Origin of the sequence: Leisingera sp. JC1, assembly GCF_001679925.1 — a bacterium.
In the GTDB taxonomy this organism is placed as follows: domain Bacteria; phylum Pseudomonadota; class Alphaproteobacteria; order Rhodobacterales; family Rhodobacteraceae; genus Leisingera.
This window is the reverse complement of record NZ_LYUZ01000109.1, coordinates 1-15380: the sequence shown is the minus strand read 5'-3', so window position 1 is coordinate 15380 and position 15380 is coordinate 1. Positions and strand designations below refer to the sequence as shown.

Sequence of the window (15380 nt, the reverse complement as noted above, 5' to 3'; positions counted from 1 at the left end):
CCGATGCTGGGAAAAACTGCCGGAGGGCTGTTCTGGATGGCTCGCTACCTGGAGCGCGCGGAAAACACGGCCCGGCTGCTGGAAACCGGGCAGCGGATGGCGCTGACGCGCTCCACTGCCACTGATGAGGAATGGGGGCCGGTGCTGCAGACCGCAAGCGCGCTGCAGGGTTATATGGAGAAATACGGTGACGTCACGAAAGACAACGCGATCGACTGGCTGCTGCGGGATCCCGACAACCCGTCGTCGGTCCGGTCAGTGATCAAACAGGCGCGCGATAATGCCCGGCTTGTGCGCACGGCGCTGACCTATGAGGTCTGGAGTGCGGTCAACGCCGCGTGGATGCGGGTTGAAGACAAGCTGCAGCGGCGGGTCGGCGAACGGGACCTGCCCGCAGTCCTGGAGCTGGTGCGCGAGCGCACGGCGCTTGTTCGCGGCGCAAACCTCGGCAGCATGATGCGGACCGATATCTATGACTTCCTGCGTATGGGCACCTTCATTGAACGCGCTGACAATATGGGGCGCATCCTCGATGTGAAGTATTACGTTCTGCTGCCGACGGCCTTTTCGGTCGGCTCGTCCCTCGACAATGTGCAGTGGGAAATCATCCTGCGTTCAGTCGGGGCCGGCGGCGGTTACCGCATGACCCGTGGCCAGAAGACGGGGCCGGCTGAGATTGCCGAATTCCTCATCCTTGATGAGCGCATGCCGCGCAGCCTCAGCTTCTGCTGCCGCAAACTGCGTGAAAACCTCGGCTATCTGGCCAAGGACTATGGGGCAGAAGTGCCAGCTGCGCAAATGGCGGAAGTCCTCTATAGAAAATTCGCCGAACAGACCATCGCGGGCATCTTCGATCACGGTTTACACGAATACATCGAGGAAGTTCTGGCCGATCTGAGCAGTCTCAGTCGCCAGATCGAAATCGACTACCGCTTTTACGAGTAAGACATGCAGCTCAGGATCAAACACAAAACCCGCTATGACTTCGACGCGCCAGTGCCTTTCGGGCTCCAGCAGCTGCGCAAGACGCCCAAATCCTTCCGCAACCAGCAGGTTCTGTCATGGGAGACCACGGTCCGCGGCGGGCAGAAGGAGCTGAGCTTCGAGGATTTTCATCGCAATACGGTGGAGCTGATCAGTTTCACCCCCAACACCACTAGCATCGAACTTATCTCGGAAGGTGTGGTGGAGGTGCAGGACACTCATGGGGTGACCGGGCCGCATGAAGGCCCGGCCCCCTTGTGGCTGTTCCAGCGCGAGACCGGGCGGACAAAGGCTGGCAAGGGCGTCCGGCAGATCCTCCGCGCCGTGCCGGAGGGCGATCCATTGGAACAGCTGCACGCCCTTTCCGCGCTGATCCGCGGCCGGATCGCCTATGAGCCCGGTGCATCGCATCCGGATTGGAGCGCCGAGGAGGCCATTGCAGGGGGAAGCGGCGTCTGCCAGGATCACAGCCATGTATTCGTCAGCTGCGCCCGGGCGATGGGTGTTCCCGCGCGTTATGTCTCCGGTTACCTGATGATGGACGGAACCGAGCTGCAGGACGCCACGCACGCCTGGGCGGAGGCCCACATCGAGGGCCTAGGCTGGGTTGGCTTTGACGTTTCCAACGGGATCTCCCCAGACGGGCGCTATGTCCGGGTCGCCACGGGGCTGGACTATGCCCAGGCTGCTCCGGTAATAGGCAGCCGGATTGGCGCGGCGGACGAGGCTCTCAAGGTCCAGCTGGAAGTCGCTCAGCAGTAACGGGAACAATCATGACGTATGCTGTCGGGATGCGGCTCAGCCGGGGCCTTGTGTTCATGTCGGACACGCGGACCAACGCCGGGGTCGACAACATTTCCAAGTTCGGCAAAATGTTCAGCTGGAACGTGCCCGGCGACCGTACCATCACGCTGCTGACAGCGGGCAACCTGGCCACCACCCAGGCGGTGGTCAGTTTGCTAGAAGAACGCACGAAGGCCCATGCCGACCGTGCCCCGTCGATCCTGGAAGCGCCGACCATGTTCCAGGCCGCCCGGATCGTCGCGGCGGCTCTCAAAGATGTTATCGAGGGCCATGCCCGCGGCGGCCAGCAGGCCGACAGTGCCTTTCATGCAACGCTGATACTCGGCGGCCAGATCAAGGGCGGCAAGTCCCGGCTGTTCCTGATCTACCCTGAAGGCAACTTCATCGAAGCGGGGGAGGACACCCCCTTCTTCCAGATTGGCGAAACCAAATACGGCCGCCCGATCCTGGTCAGGGCTTTCGACGCGCAGTTGTCCTTCCCGGAAGCGGTGAAACTGTTGCTGGTGAGTTTTGACTCGACCATCAAGGCGAATCTCGGGGTCGGCGCGCCGCTGGACTTGCACCTGTACGACGAAGACAGCCTGCAGGCGGGGCGTCAGATGCGGTTTGAGGCGGATGACGAGTATTTTGAGAATATCTCGAACGGCTGGGGGGATGCGTTGAAGTCGGCCCTTGACCAGTTGCCTGACTTCAAGCTCTAGGCCGCGTTTTCGCTTATCGACCGCTGAATTTTCGCACAGTGTGTGGCCTTGCCCCACTGAAAGGGTTTGCCGTTAAGTTTAGGGAAACCGTGCGCGCCGGGAAACGCCATAGAGCCGTCGAAAGTGGCCGGAAATTTCCTCTTGGTCAGCCGGGTTGAGGCGGCGGACGATGACGTCTTGATCAATTCTCTTGTGGCGCATCGGTTTGCCGCCATGGCTGCAAGAAAATTTTTGAGCCAGCATCTTCGGGAGGGGCATTGTCAGGCTATTTTTAGTTGGCTGCTGGAGTGGGTCGGCGCGCTGATTTCAGGCCGACACCTCCGTGCATACGGCCCAAAGATTGAAGGCATCGGCGCGGACGTGACGATAGGATCTGGCTGAAAGTCGATGGAGTTTGGGGCGAAACAGGGCGGCGGTTTGGTCGTGAACTGACAAGAACCGTTGCGCCTGGCTGGGTGCCTTGAAACGGCCCAGATCTTCTCTCGCCGCCGCGTGTGTCTTTGCGAAGCCTCGGCGCGATTGTTCAACCCCTTGTGCTGGCGATGCTCGATGCCTGGCGCCAGGTCCGCCTTTGCCGCGCCGTAGGAACGTAGCTTGTCCGTGACGACCACCCTTGGTTCGCCCCAGGTCTTGAACAATTTCCGGAAAAAGCGCACTGCCGCTGCCTTGTTGCGCCGGGACTGGACCAAAATGTCGAGAACATCACCATTGGCATCGACCGCCCGCCAAAGCCAGTATTTGCGCCCCTTGATGGGTACCACAACCTCGCCGAGATGCCACTTGTTGGCTGGGCATGGCCGGTCCCGGCGGATTTTCGCGGCAAATTGAATGCCAAACCGTGCCACCCAGTCCCGGATGGTTTCGTAGGAAACCGTGATCCCGCGAGATGCCATCAGATCCTCAACGTCACGCAAGCTGAGCGCAAATCGGTGATAGGCCCAATCCGCGTAGCCGATGACCGAACGCGGCAAACGAAACCCCTTGAGCCAGGAAAGATCAGACAAATTCAGCATGGCGCGTGGCTACTCTGGCGAGCCAATTTCAACAACCTGACAATGCCGGGTGAACCGAAGGGTTATCACGCAGACAGTTTCCGGATCAGGGAGATAGTCGACGGGTCTTTGCCCTCAGATGAGGCGCCCTTGATCATTGGCACCAGGGCGCTGGCCAGTTCCTTGCCCAATTCCACTCCCCATTGATCAAAAGAATTGATCCCCCAAATTGCGCCTTCAACGAACACCCGGTGTTCATACAGCGCAATGATCTGGCCGAGAGAGTACGGCGTCAGCAGCGGATAGGCCAGCGTCATCGAAGGGCGGTTGCCTGGAAAGGTCCGGTATGCCGCTTGGACGCGCTGCTCGTCACCGGTATAGCCAAGCGCTGCAGCAATCTCCAAGGCTTGCTCCAGGGAGCGGCCAAGCATCAGGGCTTCGGATTGGGCCAGGCAATTCGCCTTCAGCAAATCATGGTGTTCCCGCAGACTGGGTTCATGACTGCGCGAAGCCACCAGAAACTCGGCGGGGATAATTTCGGTTCCCTGGTGCAACAGCTGATAAAACGCATGCTGCCCGTTGGTTCCCGCTTCGCCCCAAACAACGGGTCCAGAGCCGCGTACCAACTGGTCCCCGTCGTTAGAAACACGCTTGCCGTTGCTCTCCATGTCAAGCTGCTGAAGGTAGGCGGGCAATTTGGCCAGACGTTGGTCGTAAGGCAGGATTGCACGGGTCGGATAGCGGCAGATGTTGCGGTGCCAAATCCCTACGAGCCCCATGAGAACCGGCATGTTCGCTGGCGCGGGTGCGGTGACGCAATGTGTATCCATCGCCCGGGCACCCGCCAGAAAGTTGCGAAACTCCGCTGGCCCGATGGCCAGCATGATCGGAACTCCCACTGGCCCCCAAAGCGAGTAGCGGCCGCCAACCCAATCGGAAAAGCCAAAAACACGCTCTGGGCTGATCCCCATGCCGGCGGTCTTGTCCAGCGCAGTGGATACGGCGGCCAGATGAGAAACGGCTGCGTCCCCCAGCGCATTCTTCAGCCAGCTGATCGCCGTTTCGGCATTGGTCATCGTCTCAATCGTGGTGAAGGTCTTTGACGCGATGATGACCAGCGTCGAGCGGGGATCGAGCTTGCGCAGCGTGTCCGAGATCTGGGCGCCGTCGACGTTCGAAACGAAGTGGCAGCGCGGTCCGTTGTGATAGGGGCTCAGCGCCCGGACGGCCATGACTGGCCCGAGGTCGGAGCCGCCGATGCCGATATTCACGACATCGGTGAATGCCCCGCCCCCTTCGGTTGCGATGCGGCCCGAGCGGATGCCGTCGGCAAAATCCTCCATCGCTTGCAGGGTTTTCCTTATCCCCGGACGCACGTCCTCGCCATCAACCACCAGCGGCTCATCATCTCCGGCGCGCAGGGCAGTATGAAGCACCGCCCGGTCTTCGGACCGGTTGATCCGCTCGCCGCGGAACATGGCATCGCGCTGGCCGGCAACGTCCCGCATCTCGGCCAGTTCCAGCAGCAGATCAAGTGCCGCACCGTCGATGCTGGTCTTTGAGAAGTCCAGCAGCAGCCCGTCTGCTTCAACCGAAAACCTGTCAAAGCGCTGCGAGTCGTCGAACAAGGAAATGATCGGCCGCCCTTCTGCCGCGCTGTGGTTCTCCTGCAGCTTGGTCCAGATATCCATCATGTGCTTCCCCCCAGTTGCGCGGCCTGTCTGGCAAGCAATTCAATTCCGTCCCAGTTCCCGGCCGCAATCAGATCCTTTGGCGCAACCCAGCTGCCCCCCGCACACAGCACGTTGCTGAGGGACAGATAATTTTCAGCGTTTGCGGGACTGATGCCGCCGGTGGGGCAAAAGGTGATTTGCGGCAGCGGTGCGCCGATGGCCTTCAAAGCCGGGGCGCCGCCTGACGCCTCCGCAGGAAAAAACTTGAGCATTCCGTAGCCCCGCGCCAGCAACCGCATGGCCTCGGTCGCGGTTGCGGCGCCCGGCAGCAGCGGCAGCTGTTCCGCCTCGCAGGCAGCCAGAAGCTCATCGGTCGCACCGGGCGAAACCCCGAAGACTGCTCCGGCGGCCTTGGCGGCGCGGACATCCTCCGGCGTGATCAGCGTGCCGGCGCCGACATGGCCGCCCGGAACCTGGGACATCACGCGGATCGCCTCCAGCGCGTCTGGGGTGCGCAGGGTGACTTCCAGGGCGGGGAGCCCTCCCGCGACCAGCGCTTCGGCCAGCGGGCGGGCCGTGGAGGCATCTTCAATAACCAGCACCGGCACTATCGGGGCGAGGCCGCAGAACTCGCGGGTCAGCTGGCAGGCATCTTTGGGTGATAAGGTCATGGATCAGGCTCCGAAAATGGAGGCGCCGTCCGTTGCGGCGCTGACAGAGTTGCGGAAGGCTGCGAACAGCTCGCGGCCGGTTCCGGACTGGTTGGCGGTCAGGTCAGCAGACGCCGCCGGGCGTTCGCGAACACCTGGAGTGAGGATTTCGAGTGTTCCGGCCATGGCATCCACCCGGAGGAGATCCCCATCCTGCAGGCGGGCAATTGCGCCGCCATCGACGGCTTCGGGGCTGACATGGATCGCGGCGGGCACCTTTCCAGAGGCGCCTGACATGCGGCCATCGGTGACCAGGGCAACCTTCTGGCCGCGGCCTTGCAGGATCGCCAGCAGCGGCGTCAGGCTGTGCAGCTCAGGCATGCCGTTGGCCTTTGGCCCCTGGAAGCGCACGACCACGATCACATCCCCGGTGAATTCACCGGCTTTGAAAGCGGCTTTGACTTCGTTCTGATCGGCGAAGACGCGCACCGGCGCCTCAACTACCTGATGTTCAGGCGCCACGGCAGAAACCTTCATAACCGCGGTGCCAAGATTGCCGGTCAAACGCTTCAGGCCGCCGGTCGGCTGGAACGGGTCGTGCGGCGGGCGCAGGATGGCCTCGTTCAGACTGCGGCCCGCACCCTTGCGCCAGGCCAGAGCGCCATCGTCCAGCACAGGCTCCTGAGTGTAATTCTCCAGCCCCTCGCCTGCCACGGTCATGGTGTCCGGATGCAGCTGCCCGGCTTCCAGCAAGCGGCCGATCATGTAACCAAGGCCGCCTGCGGCATGGAAATGGTTCACATCCGCAAGCCCGTTGGGATAGACCCGCGCCATTAGCGGGGTGACTTCGGAGAGATCCGAGAAATCTTGCCAGTCGAGCACGATCCCGCCCGCACGTGCCATGGCAACCAGGTGGATTAGCAGGTTGGTCGAACCGCCAGTGGCATTCAGCCCGACGATGCCGTTCACAAAGGCCCTTTCATCAAGAATGCTGCAGACTGGCGTGTAGTGATTGCCAAGCGCACTGAGCGACAAGGCGCGTTTGGCGCCTTCCTGGGTCAGGGCATCGCGCAGCGCGGTGTCCGGCGGCACGAAGCTGGCGCCTGGCAGGTGCAGCCCCATGAATTCCATCAGCATTTGGTTGGTGTTGGCTGTGCCGTAAAAGGTGCAGGTGCCCGGCCCGTGATAGGCGGCCATCTCAGCAGCCAGCAGCGTATCCCGGTCAACTTCACCCGCTGCAAACTGCTGGCGGACTTTGGCCTTTTCGTCATTGGCCAATCCGCTGGCCATGGGCCCCGCGGGCAGGAAGACAGTGGGAAGATGGCCAAAGGCCTGGGCGGCAATGACCAGCCCGGGCACGATCTTGTCGCAGACCCCCAGATAGACGGCGGCGTCGAATGTCGCGTGGCTGAGCGCAACCGAGGCTGCCAGCGCGATCACATCGCGGGAAAACAGGCTCAGCTCCATGCCCGCCTCCCCCTGGGTGACGCCATCGCACATGGCAGGCACCCCGCCCGCCACCTGCGCGGTGCCGCCCGCCTCGCGGGCTGCCTGCTTGATCAGGGCCGGGTAATATTCAAAGGGCTGATGGGCCGAAAGCATGTCGTTGTAGGCGGTGACGATGCCGAGGTTGCCTGCTTTGCGCTCGACCAGTTGCGCCTTGTCGCCACCGGAAGCGGCATAGGCATGAGCCTGGCCGCTGCAGGACAGATGGGCGCGGGCCGGGCCCTTTTCCGCGGCCCGGTGCATTCGGTCCAGATAGGCGGCTCGAGTGGTTTCGCTGCGGGCAATGATCCGATCGGTCACGCGCAGAAGAGTGTCATTGAGCTGGCTCATTGGTGCGCTCCCTTGGGAAAACGGATTGGCGAAACGATTTGAAAGAGGTGGGGCTTGGCCGGTGCCAGGGACTTGCAATCCTGATGCATTGCTCAGCCCCCGATCTCGCGCCACCGCCGGCCCTCGCGGTGCAGCAGCATCAGGGCGTCCTCGGGGCCAGACCCTCTCGGATCGTAGGGAGACGGGGCAGGCCCGAAGTCCTCCCAGCTGGCAATGATGGGGTCGGCCCAGGCCCAGGCAGCCTCTACCTCGTCGCCGCGCATGAACAGCGTCTGGTCGCCGCGGATCACGTCCATGATCAGACGTTCGTAGGCATCTTGCGGTTCAGCGCGTTCCCCCAGAGCCTCGGCAAAGGTCATGTCCAGGGACACTTCCGCGAGGCGGAAACCGCCCGGACCCGGCTCCTTGATCGTGTTGCGCAGGGTGATGCCTTCATCCGGTTGCAGGCGGATGATCATCGCGTTGCTGCGCCGCCTGGCCATGTCCGGAAAAATCATGTGCGGCGGGTCGCGGAACACCACCGCAATTTCGGAACAGCGCGCCCGCAGCTTTTTGCCCGTGCGCAGGTAGAACGGCGTGCCCGCCCACCGCCAGTTGCCGATATTCACTTTCATGGCGATGAAGCTTTCGGTGCTGCTGTGCAGGTTGCCGGTATGGTCGCAGTAGCTGCCCGCGCTGCCTTGGGCGCGGTACTGGCCGCGCACGATGTCCGATGGCGCCACCGGTTCCAGCGCCTCGATCACCTTGACCTTCTCATCGCGCACCGCGTCGGAGGTAAAGCGCGACGGCGGCTCCATCGCCGTCAGGCACAAGAGCTGCATCAGGTGGTTCTGCACCATGTCCCGCATCGCACCGGAGCGGTCGTAATATTCGCCGCGCCCCTCGACGCCGAGGCTTTCGGCCACGGTGATTTGCACATGGTCCACATGAGTGGAGTTCCACAAAGGCTCCCACAGGGCGTTGGCAAAGCGCAGCGCCATCAGGTTCTGCACTGTTTCTTTGCCCAGATAGTGGTCGATTCGGTAGATCTGATGCTCGTCGAAGTTGCGGCGCAGATCCGCATTCAAATCCCGCGCCGACACGAGATCGTGACCGAAGGGCTTTTCCACCACAACCCGGCTGTTCGCCGATGCGATGCCCCGGCTTTTCAGATTGGACGCGATGGAGCCGAACAGCGCAGGCGAGACCGAGAGATAGAACGCCAGCACCACATCCGGCCTGATCGCCTCGGCAAGGGTGTCCCAACCGTCGTCGCCTCCGGCATCGACACGAACGTACTCCAGGCTGGCAAGGAACTTTTCCAGCAGGGCTGACTGTTTGGCCGCCTGCGGCGCAAATTCCAGCAAGCTGGCATGCACCGCCTCGGTGAATTCCGCCCGGTTCATCGCTGAGCGGGCAGTGCCGATGATGCGTGCCCCTTCCGGCATCTGCCCCACCGCAAACCGGTGAAATAGGCCAGGCAGGATTTTGCGGCGTGCAAGATCGCCGGTGGCACCGAACAGGACCAGGTCAAAAGGATCGACGGGGATGACACGGGACACCATCTGCTTAGCCCACCCGCTTGAAGGGCGCCCCGGTCCGCGGCTTGCGGCCAATGGCGGCGAACTGGATGGTCATGGCGTTTTCTCCTGACGGCTTTGCTGCGGGTTCATAAATTGAAACCTTGCCGGTAGCGCTAACATTCCTAAGCGGAAAAGAGGACAAGAAAGTGTGCATTTACAGCTCTCCGGCCCAGGGCGGGTTGGCGCCGGCGCGAGACACGGTAATCGCCGCCACTTTCGCACCATGCTCCATTGCCTGCTGCAGAACGTCAGGCGGCAAAGCAGCCAGCTCCGGTTTCGTCAGCCGGCCAAGCTCGGACAGTTTGGCAAGAACGCCCGCATTGAAGGTGTCGCCGGCCCCGACGGTGTCGGATATTTTGGCCCGAACAGCAGGCACACGCACTTCGCCGCCGTTCGCAAGATACCCGGTCGCCCCTTCGCCGCCGCGGGTCAGGATCAGTACGGATGGCCCCCGTTCCAGAAGGATGGACACTTTCTCGCTCAGCGACAGCGGGTCCGGCAGCAGCCAGTTCAGGTCTTCGTCGGAAACCTTCACTATATCCGCCTGCGCCACCATGCGGTCCAGCCGCGCGCGGTACCTGGCGATGTCCTTGATGAACCTGGGGCGGATGTTCGGGTCAATCATCACTGCGCGATCCGTGGCTTCGCGGTCCAGCAGCGCGGCATAGGCATCGGCGCAAGGTTCAGAGGCCAGGCTGATCCCGCCGAAAAACAAGGCCGAGACCTCCTGAGGAAGCTTGGGCATATCCCCAGGCATCAGCATGCGCCCGGCTGAGTTCTCGTCGAAGAAGCAATAGGTGGCATGGCCATCCACCAGGCGGACAAAGGCCAGCGTGGTGGGGCGACCGGATTGGATCACCAGCGACGTGTCAACATGACTGGCCTTCAGCGACTCGGCCAGCTGCCGCCCCAACATGTCGGTAGACAGGCCGGTCAGCATCCCGGCCCGCACCCCAAGCCGCCCCAACGCAATTGCTGTATTGAACACCGCCCCTCCGGGATGAGGCACAAACCCGTCCGGTCCGTCCGCAGTGGGTGCGGGGATCATGTCGATCAGCGCTTCTCCACAGCATAGGATCATTGCACAGGCCTTTTATAGTCCGAGCTAGTCGTGCCAGTCAGCACGTGAGCGTTGGCGAGGGCGGGCTGCATCATCTGCTCATTTGCCAGATCCTGAGGAAAGCCATGATGGAGCCGACGTTGCTGCAATCTGCCTTTCAAGCTCCCCAATCGCATGTTCAAACGAGGCGAGAGACTTCTTTGAAACAGGAGGTGCTTCGAGTCTCGATGTGCATTTTTCAGCCGGGCTAGGCCATCGGGGTCATATGCCCGGGAGTTGCCGGAAAATCTTTGCATTCCGTTGTGGGGCGCTGCAAAAACGTAATCCGGCGGCGCCCCCATGCTTTGGTTCCGGACATTCATGCCGCGTCCTCCGCAGGCGGCTCTTTGGCACCCGTCATAAAGGCAACCGCATCGGACATTGTGTAGTCCTTGGGATCGATGGTGCAAAGACGTTTTCCGAGCCTGTGAATGTGGATGCGGTCGGCAACTTCGAACACATGCGGCATGTTGTGGCTAATCAAGATGATTGGAATACCGCGAGCCCGTACATCCTGGATCAGTTCCAGCACCTTGCGGCTTTCCTTGACCCCAAGCGCTGCTGTCGGTTCATCCATGATGATGAACTTTGTTGCGAAGGCCGCAGCCCGAGCGACAGCAACACCCTGACGTTGACCGCCAGACAGAGTTTCAACGGGCTGTTTGATAGACTGGACCGTCATCAGCCCAAGCTCGGTCAGCTTGTCACGGGCGAATTTCTCCATAGCGGGCTTGTCGAGCATACGCAGGTACTTGCCCAGCCACCCTTTCTTGCGAATTTCCCTGCCGGTGAACATGTTGTCGGCAATCGACAGCGCGGGTGACAACGCGAGGTTCTGGTAAACAATCTCGATACCCATTTCCCGGGCTTCGATTGGCGAGCTGAACTCGACCGGTTTGCCCTCGATCAGGATTTCACCTTCGTCGGGAATGGTTGCGCCGCAAATTGCCTTCACGATCGAGGATTTACCAGCGCCGTTGTCCCCGATGACGGCCAGGACTTCGCCCGGGCGCAGTTCAAAGTCGGAGTGGTCGATCGCGGTCACATGGCCATAGCGCTTCACGATTCCGCGGGCTTGTACAACTGGAGTAATCATTAAGCCGATACCCTTCTGATCCATTGGTCGATAGCGACCGCGATGATGATGAGCCAACCGATGGCAAAGACCTGCCACAGCACGTCGACACCTGAGAGGCGGAGACCGGAGCGGAAAACACCCACGATCAGGGCACCAAACAATGCCCCCATGATCGAGCCGCGCCCACCGAACAGAGAGATGCCTCCGATAACAACAGCGGTGATTGAGTCGAGGTTGCCCTCGTAGAAGGATTGTGGCGAGATCGAGCCAACGCGGCCGATGGAGGCCCAACCTGCCAAGGCGCAGACAAATCCGGCAAGGCCATATACTGAAAGCAGTGTGCGGTCGGTACGGATGCCAGACATCTCAGCGGCGTCCTTGTCGTCACCGATAGCATAGACATGGCGCCCCCAGGCCGTCTTGTTCAGCATGTACCAAAGCGCGATGAACACGACGATCATCAAGAGAGCGCTCAGCGTAATCCGGGCGCCGCCGATATTGAAGGCCGCTCCAAAAAACTTCAAGAAAGGCGCCTCGGTGTCGATGTCCTGGCCACGGATGGACTGGGCGCCGGAAATCCAAAGCAGAAGCGCATAGAAAATCGACCAAGTGCCCAGCGTGGTGATAAACGGAGGCAGCTTGACCTTAGTAATGAACCAGCCATTCATCACGCCAGCGCCAATTCCGCCAAACAGGCCGATTAGGATAGCAAAACCGGAAGGAACACCGGCGAACACGGCCAGGTTCCCCATGACGACTGACATTAGAACCATTATCGCGGCAACTGACAGATCAATGCCTGCGGTGATAATGATGAGCGACTGGGCTGCCGCAAGTATGCCAATGATCGACACCTGCTGCAGGATCAAGCTGAGATTGAAGGCCGAAAAGAACGTGCCGCCGGCGATCAGCCCGAATGCGCTCAGGCTGACTAGCAGCACGATCACAGGGACTAGAGTAGGGTTGTTGTGAAGCACGTGCTGGATGCGTTCCAGCAGGGTATGGTGTTTGACTTCAAAAGTGGCAACTTTGGTATCGCTCTGATCCAAGGTCTTTTCAAAGTCTTGCCCTTTTTGGGCTGTTGTCGTTGTATCGGACATGACTTTCTCCCCTGCCAACAAGCGTAGCTGCGGCATCAAGTTCCGTCAAAATTGATAGGACGGTGGTAGGTTAACCGGGGCGCAACCGCACCCCGGAAAAGAACTCAGGCTCGGATCAGCCCCAGCACTTCTTCAGCCCTTCCTCCGAGGAGATCGAGGCGACACCGTCCACAGGCTGGTCAGTGATAAGCTCGACACCGGTATTGTAGAAGTCCAACCCTTCGCTGTTCTGCGGCTTCTCACCCGTCTCCGCATAGGCCTTGATCGCTTCTATGCCTTTTGAAGCCATCAGAAGCGGGAACTGCATCGACGTGGCACCGATGACGCCGCCAGCGATGTCCCGAACACCGGGGCAGCCCCCATCAACTGAAACGATCAGGACACCTTCTTCCTTGCCAAAAGATTTCAGAGCTTCGTATGCACCCGCCGCAGCTGGCTCGTTGATTGTGTATACAAGATTGATATCCGGATCGATCTGCAGGAGGTTCTCCATCGCTGTGCGGCCACCATCGGGCGATCCATCGGTTACATCGTTGCCAACGATGCGGGGATCATCCTCATCTCCGATATCGGTTGGATCTTTTATGTCGATTCCGAAACCATGCAGGAAGCCATTGTCGCGCTGATAGTCGACCGAGATCTCCGAAGCGTTCAGGTCCAGCAGAGCAATCTTTGCAGTCGCCGCATCGGCCCCCATCTTGGCCTTGGCCCACTGGCCAATCATTACACCGGCTTTGAAGTTGTCGGTGGCGAATGTAGCGTCGGCGGCATCCGCGGGTTCGAATTGGGTGTCGAGGGCGATGACAAGGGCGCCAGTTTCGCGGGCCTGGCTGATAACCGGAACCAGCGCACGGCTGTCAGTCGGTGTGATCAGGATACCTTTGGCGCCTGAGGCAATGCAGGTTTCGACAGCAGCAACCTGGGTAGCGACGTCCCCGTCATACTTCCCGGCAAAGGTCGACAAGTTAATGCCGTTGGCTGCGGCGGCTTCAGCCGCGCCCTCCTTCATCTTCACAAAGAAAGGGTTGGTGTCGGTTTTCGTGATCAGGCAGGCGTTGGTTTCTGCAAATGCCGCCCCTGCAGTCAAGGTTAAGGCCAAGGCCGAACTGATCGTTAAGGTTTTCATAGTTTCCTCCCATGAAAGACTTTTAAATCTCTGGACAAGGCTCCTCCCCGATCCATGCCTGCAACCATCAGATAAGCAGGTCCATCCCTAATAGCGCCGATTCTGCTGGGTCTGTCAATTAGTTTGTAAACTTTACTAACTTAATCTTTTGAGCTACCTTTTAATCTTGGAGGTGAGCTACTATGGTCCAGGGCATGGATGGACACAGCATCAAAGGACAAAGCGCTGGTGTGAACCAGCGTGGGATCCGCGACCATAACGAACGCCTGATCCTCACCGTTTTGCAGCGTTATCGCGCCGTTCCGGCGGCCGATTTGGCGCGTAGGACGGGGCTTTCGAAGCCGACTGTGTCTACCATCCTGAAAAACCTCGAGGCAGACGGGCTCATACGTCGGAAGGATCCGGTACGTGGCAATATAGGGAAGCCGTCAATCCCTATTGAGTTGAACCCGGACGGCGTTTTCTCCATTGGCTTAAAAGTCGGCCGGAAAAGTGCCAATCTGTTGCTACTCGATTTTGTCGGCCAAGTGCGCGAGCAGCTACACACAACCTATGATTACCCGATGCCGGATGCTGTTTTCGGATTTCTGAAGGGTGGGTTGGAGTTGCTGCTCAAGACCATTCCTTCAAACCTACGAAAACGGGTTTGCGGCATCGGCATCGGGACTCCATTTGAACTATGGAAATGGCATAACCTCGTTGGTCGCGCCGCCGAGAAGTTTCACAGCTGGAAAGACATCGACTTTGCCAATGAAGTGTCCGCGTTCAGTGACTTACCTGTGTTTGTACTTAATGACGCCACAGCAGCTTGCCACGCAGAGCAACTCTACGGGAGGGTTAAGGAGTATCATGATTACGCATATTTTTTCATTGGCTCCTTCATAGGCGGTGGAGTGGTATTGAATGGAACAGTGTTCGAAGGCAATCAGGGCAACGCTGGAGCCTTGGGATCAATGCGCAGCAGCGGGTCTCTCGGTGAAACGCAGCAGTTGGTCGACGTCGCCTCAATTCACCTTTTGGAGGCCCGGTTGGCGGAAGCCGGGTGTGACCCATCTGTGCTTTGGCAGCAGCCACAGGATTGGAGAGGCTTGGCTCGCCACATAGAGCCTTGGATCGGCCAGACAGCCCAGGAGCTCTCGAAGGCGTCACTATCAATCTGCTCGGTGATTGATTTCGAGGCCATTTTGATTGATGGCGCCTTCCCTTCAGAAGTGCGCAAAGAGTTAGTTGAAAGAACTAAGAGATACATAAAAAATCAGGACAAACGCGGAGTAATCGAACCCCTGATTGAAGCCGGAAGCGTCGGCCACAACGCTCGTGGAATCGGGGCCGCCAGCAGTCCGGTCTTTTCGCAGTATTTTCTTAACACTAACGCTGGTCTTTCAGTAATATGAGCTCATTAGCACGCGTAATGTGACCCCCCGAAACCTCCCTGGATTTTGATTTGAGTTTTCCACGGAGCCCCCTCGCCGGGAGAGGAGCGGAAACGCATGAAGGCATCAAAGTGTCAATCGACATGGAACTTTGGCTCTGAAGCAGATTTGGTGCAGCCCAACATGCTATGCGCTATATATCGGCAGTTTTTGGAGGAGGTTGCCGATGGCGTCACAATTTTCACGACGGGATTTCCTGCCAGCAGGTCTCAAGGTTGACCAGGTTGAGCTTACTGGGAACACGGTCCGGATCCGCTCGCGTTCCGCCAAAGCCGCGGCAGCGTGCCCACGCTGCGGCACGGCTTCACGCCATGTTCACAGCAGTTACCGCCGACGGCCCGC

The 15380-nt window shown here is 59.9% G+C and carries 13 protein-coding genes and 2 pseudogenes; 5 read left to right on the top strand and 10 right to left on the bottom strand.

The window, feature by feature from the left end; all coding sequences use genetic code 11:
- Window positions 1-3 precede the first annotated feature (3 nt).
- From A9D60_RS17765 to A9D60_RS17755, 3 genes are read left to right on the top strand one after another with little or no spacing between them, the layout of a single operon-like run.
- Window positions 4-945: an alpha-E domain-containing protein gene (locus tag A9D60_RS17765; protein ID WP_065268821.1), complete on the top strand. Its 942-nt coding sequence runs from the start codon at window positions 4-6 to the stop codon at window positions 943-945.
- Window positions 946-948: 3 nt separating this feature from the next.
- Complete coding sequence (locus tag A9D60_RS17760; protein ID WP_065268820.1) at window positions 949-1746, top strand: transglutaminase family protein; 798 nt, start codon at window positions 949-951, stop codon at window positions 1744-1746.
- Between the two features lie 11 nt (window positions 1747-1757).
- A complete protein-coding gene (locus A9D60_RS17755; RefSeq protein ID WP_065268819.1) occupies window positions 1758-2489 on the top strand; it encodes a proteasome-type protease in 732 nt (243 codons plus the stop codon).
- Window positions 2490-2567: 78 nt separating this feature from the next.
- On the opposite strand, the gene A9D60_RS26885 is transcribed toward A9D60_RS17755, so the two are convergent.
- The 10 genes and pseudogenes from A9D60_RS26885 to A9D60_RS17705 form a co-directional block, all read right to left on the bottom strand.
- A complete protein-coding gene (locus A9D60_RS26885; RefSeq protein WP_217492070.1) occupies window positions 2568-2732 on the bottom strand; it encodes a hypothetical protein in 165 nt (54 codons plus the stop codon).
- A gap of 63 nt (window positions 2733-2795) precedes the next feature.
- Window positions 2796-3502, bottom strand: a pseudogene (locus A9D60_RS17750) (IS6 family transposase).
- A gap of 65 nt (window positions 3503-3567) precedes the next feature.
- Window positions 3568-5175 carry a glucose-6-phosphate isomerase gene (pgi, locus tag A9D60_RS17745; protein WP_065268818.1) on the bottom strand — a complete coding sequence of 536 codons (1608 nt, stop codon included), beginning with the start codon at window positions 5173-5175 and terminating at the stop codon, window positions 3568-3570.
- Window positions 5172-5825 (bottom strand): bifunctional 4-hydroxy-2-oxoglutarate aldolase/2-dehydro-3-deoxy-phosphogluconate aldolase, encoded by a 654-nt coding sequence (eda, locus tag A9D60_RS17740; protein WP_065268817.1) that lies wholly within the window; start codon window positions 5823-5825, stop codon window positions 5172-5174. Before eda ends, pgi begins: the two co-directional genes overlap by 4 nt.
- 3 nt (window positions 5826-5828) lie before the next feature.
- Window positions 5829-7640: a phosphogluconate dehydratase gene (edd, locus tag A9D60_RS17735; protein WP_065268816.1), complete on the bottom strand. Its 1812-nt coding sequence runs from the start codon at window positions 7638-7640 to the stop codon at window positions 5829-5831.
- Window positions 7641-7732: 92 nt separating this feature from the next.
- A complete protein-coding gene (zwf, locus tag A9D60_RS17730; RefSeq protein WP_065268815.1) occupies window positions 7733-9184 on the bottom strand; it encodes a glucose-6-phosphate dehydrogenase in 1452 nt (483 codons plus the stop codon).
- Window positions 9185-9356: 172 nt separating this feature from the next.
- Window positions 9357-10283, bottom strand: a complete 927-nt coding sequence (locus tag A9D60_RS17725; protein ID WP_065268814.1) for a carbohydrate kinase family protein — start codon at window positions 10281-10283, stop codon at window positions 9357-9359.
- A 337-nt stretch (window positions 10284-10620) separates the two neighbouring features.
- Window positions 10621-11421 carry an ATP-binding cassette domain-containing protein gene (locus A9D60_RS17715; RefSeq protein WP_141117963.1) on the bottom strand — a complete coding sequence of 267 codons (801 nt, stop codon included), beginning with the start codon at window positions 11419-11421 and terminating at the stop codon, window positions 10621-10623.
- Window positions 11397-12479 carry an ABC transporter permease gene (locus A9D60_RS17710; protein ID WP_065268811.1) on the bottom strand — a complete coding sequence of 361 codons (1083 nt, stop codon included), beginning with the start codon at window positions 12477-12479 and terminating at the stop codon, window positions 11397-11399. Before A9D60_RS17710 ends, A9D60_RS17715 begins: the two co-directional genes overlap by 25 nt.
- Window positions 12480-12594: 115 nt before the next feature.
- Window positions 12595-13605 carry a substrate-binding domain-containing protein gene (locus tag A9D60_RS17705; protein WP_065268810.1) on the bottom strand — a complete coding sequence of 337 codons (1011 nt, stop codon included), beginning with the start codon at window positions 13603-13605 and terminating at the stop codon, window positions 12595-12597.
- A gap of 182 nt (window positions 13606-13787) precedes the next feature.
- Here A9D60_RS17705 and A9D60_RS17700 point away from each other — a divergent pair, with 182 nt between their 5' ends.
- Window positions 13788-14999 carry an ROK family transcriptional regulator gene (locus A9D60_RS17700; protein WP_254656728.1) on the top strand — a complete coding sequence of 404 codons (1212 nt, stop codon included), beginning with the start codon at window positions 13788-13790 and terminating at the stop codon, window positions 14997-14999.
- Between the two features lie 205 nt (window positions 15000-15204).
- A pseudogene (locus A9D60_RS27485) lies at window positions 15205-15380 on the top strand (ISL3 family transposase); the annotation flags it as partial.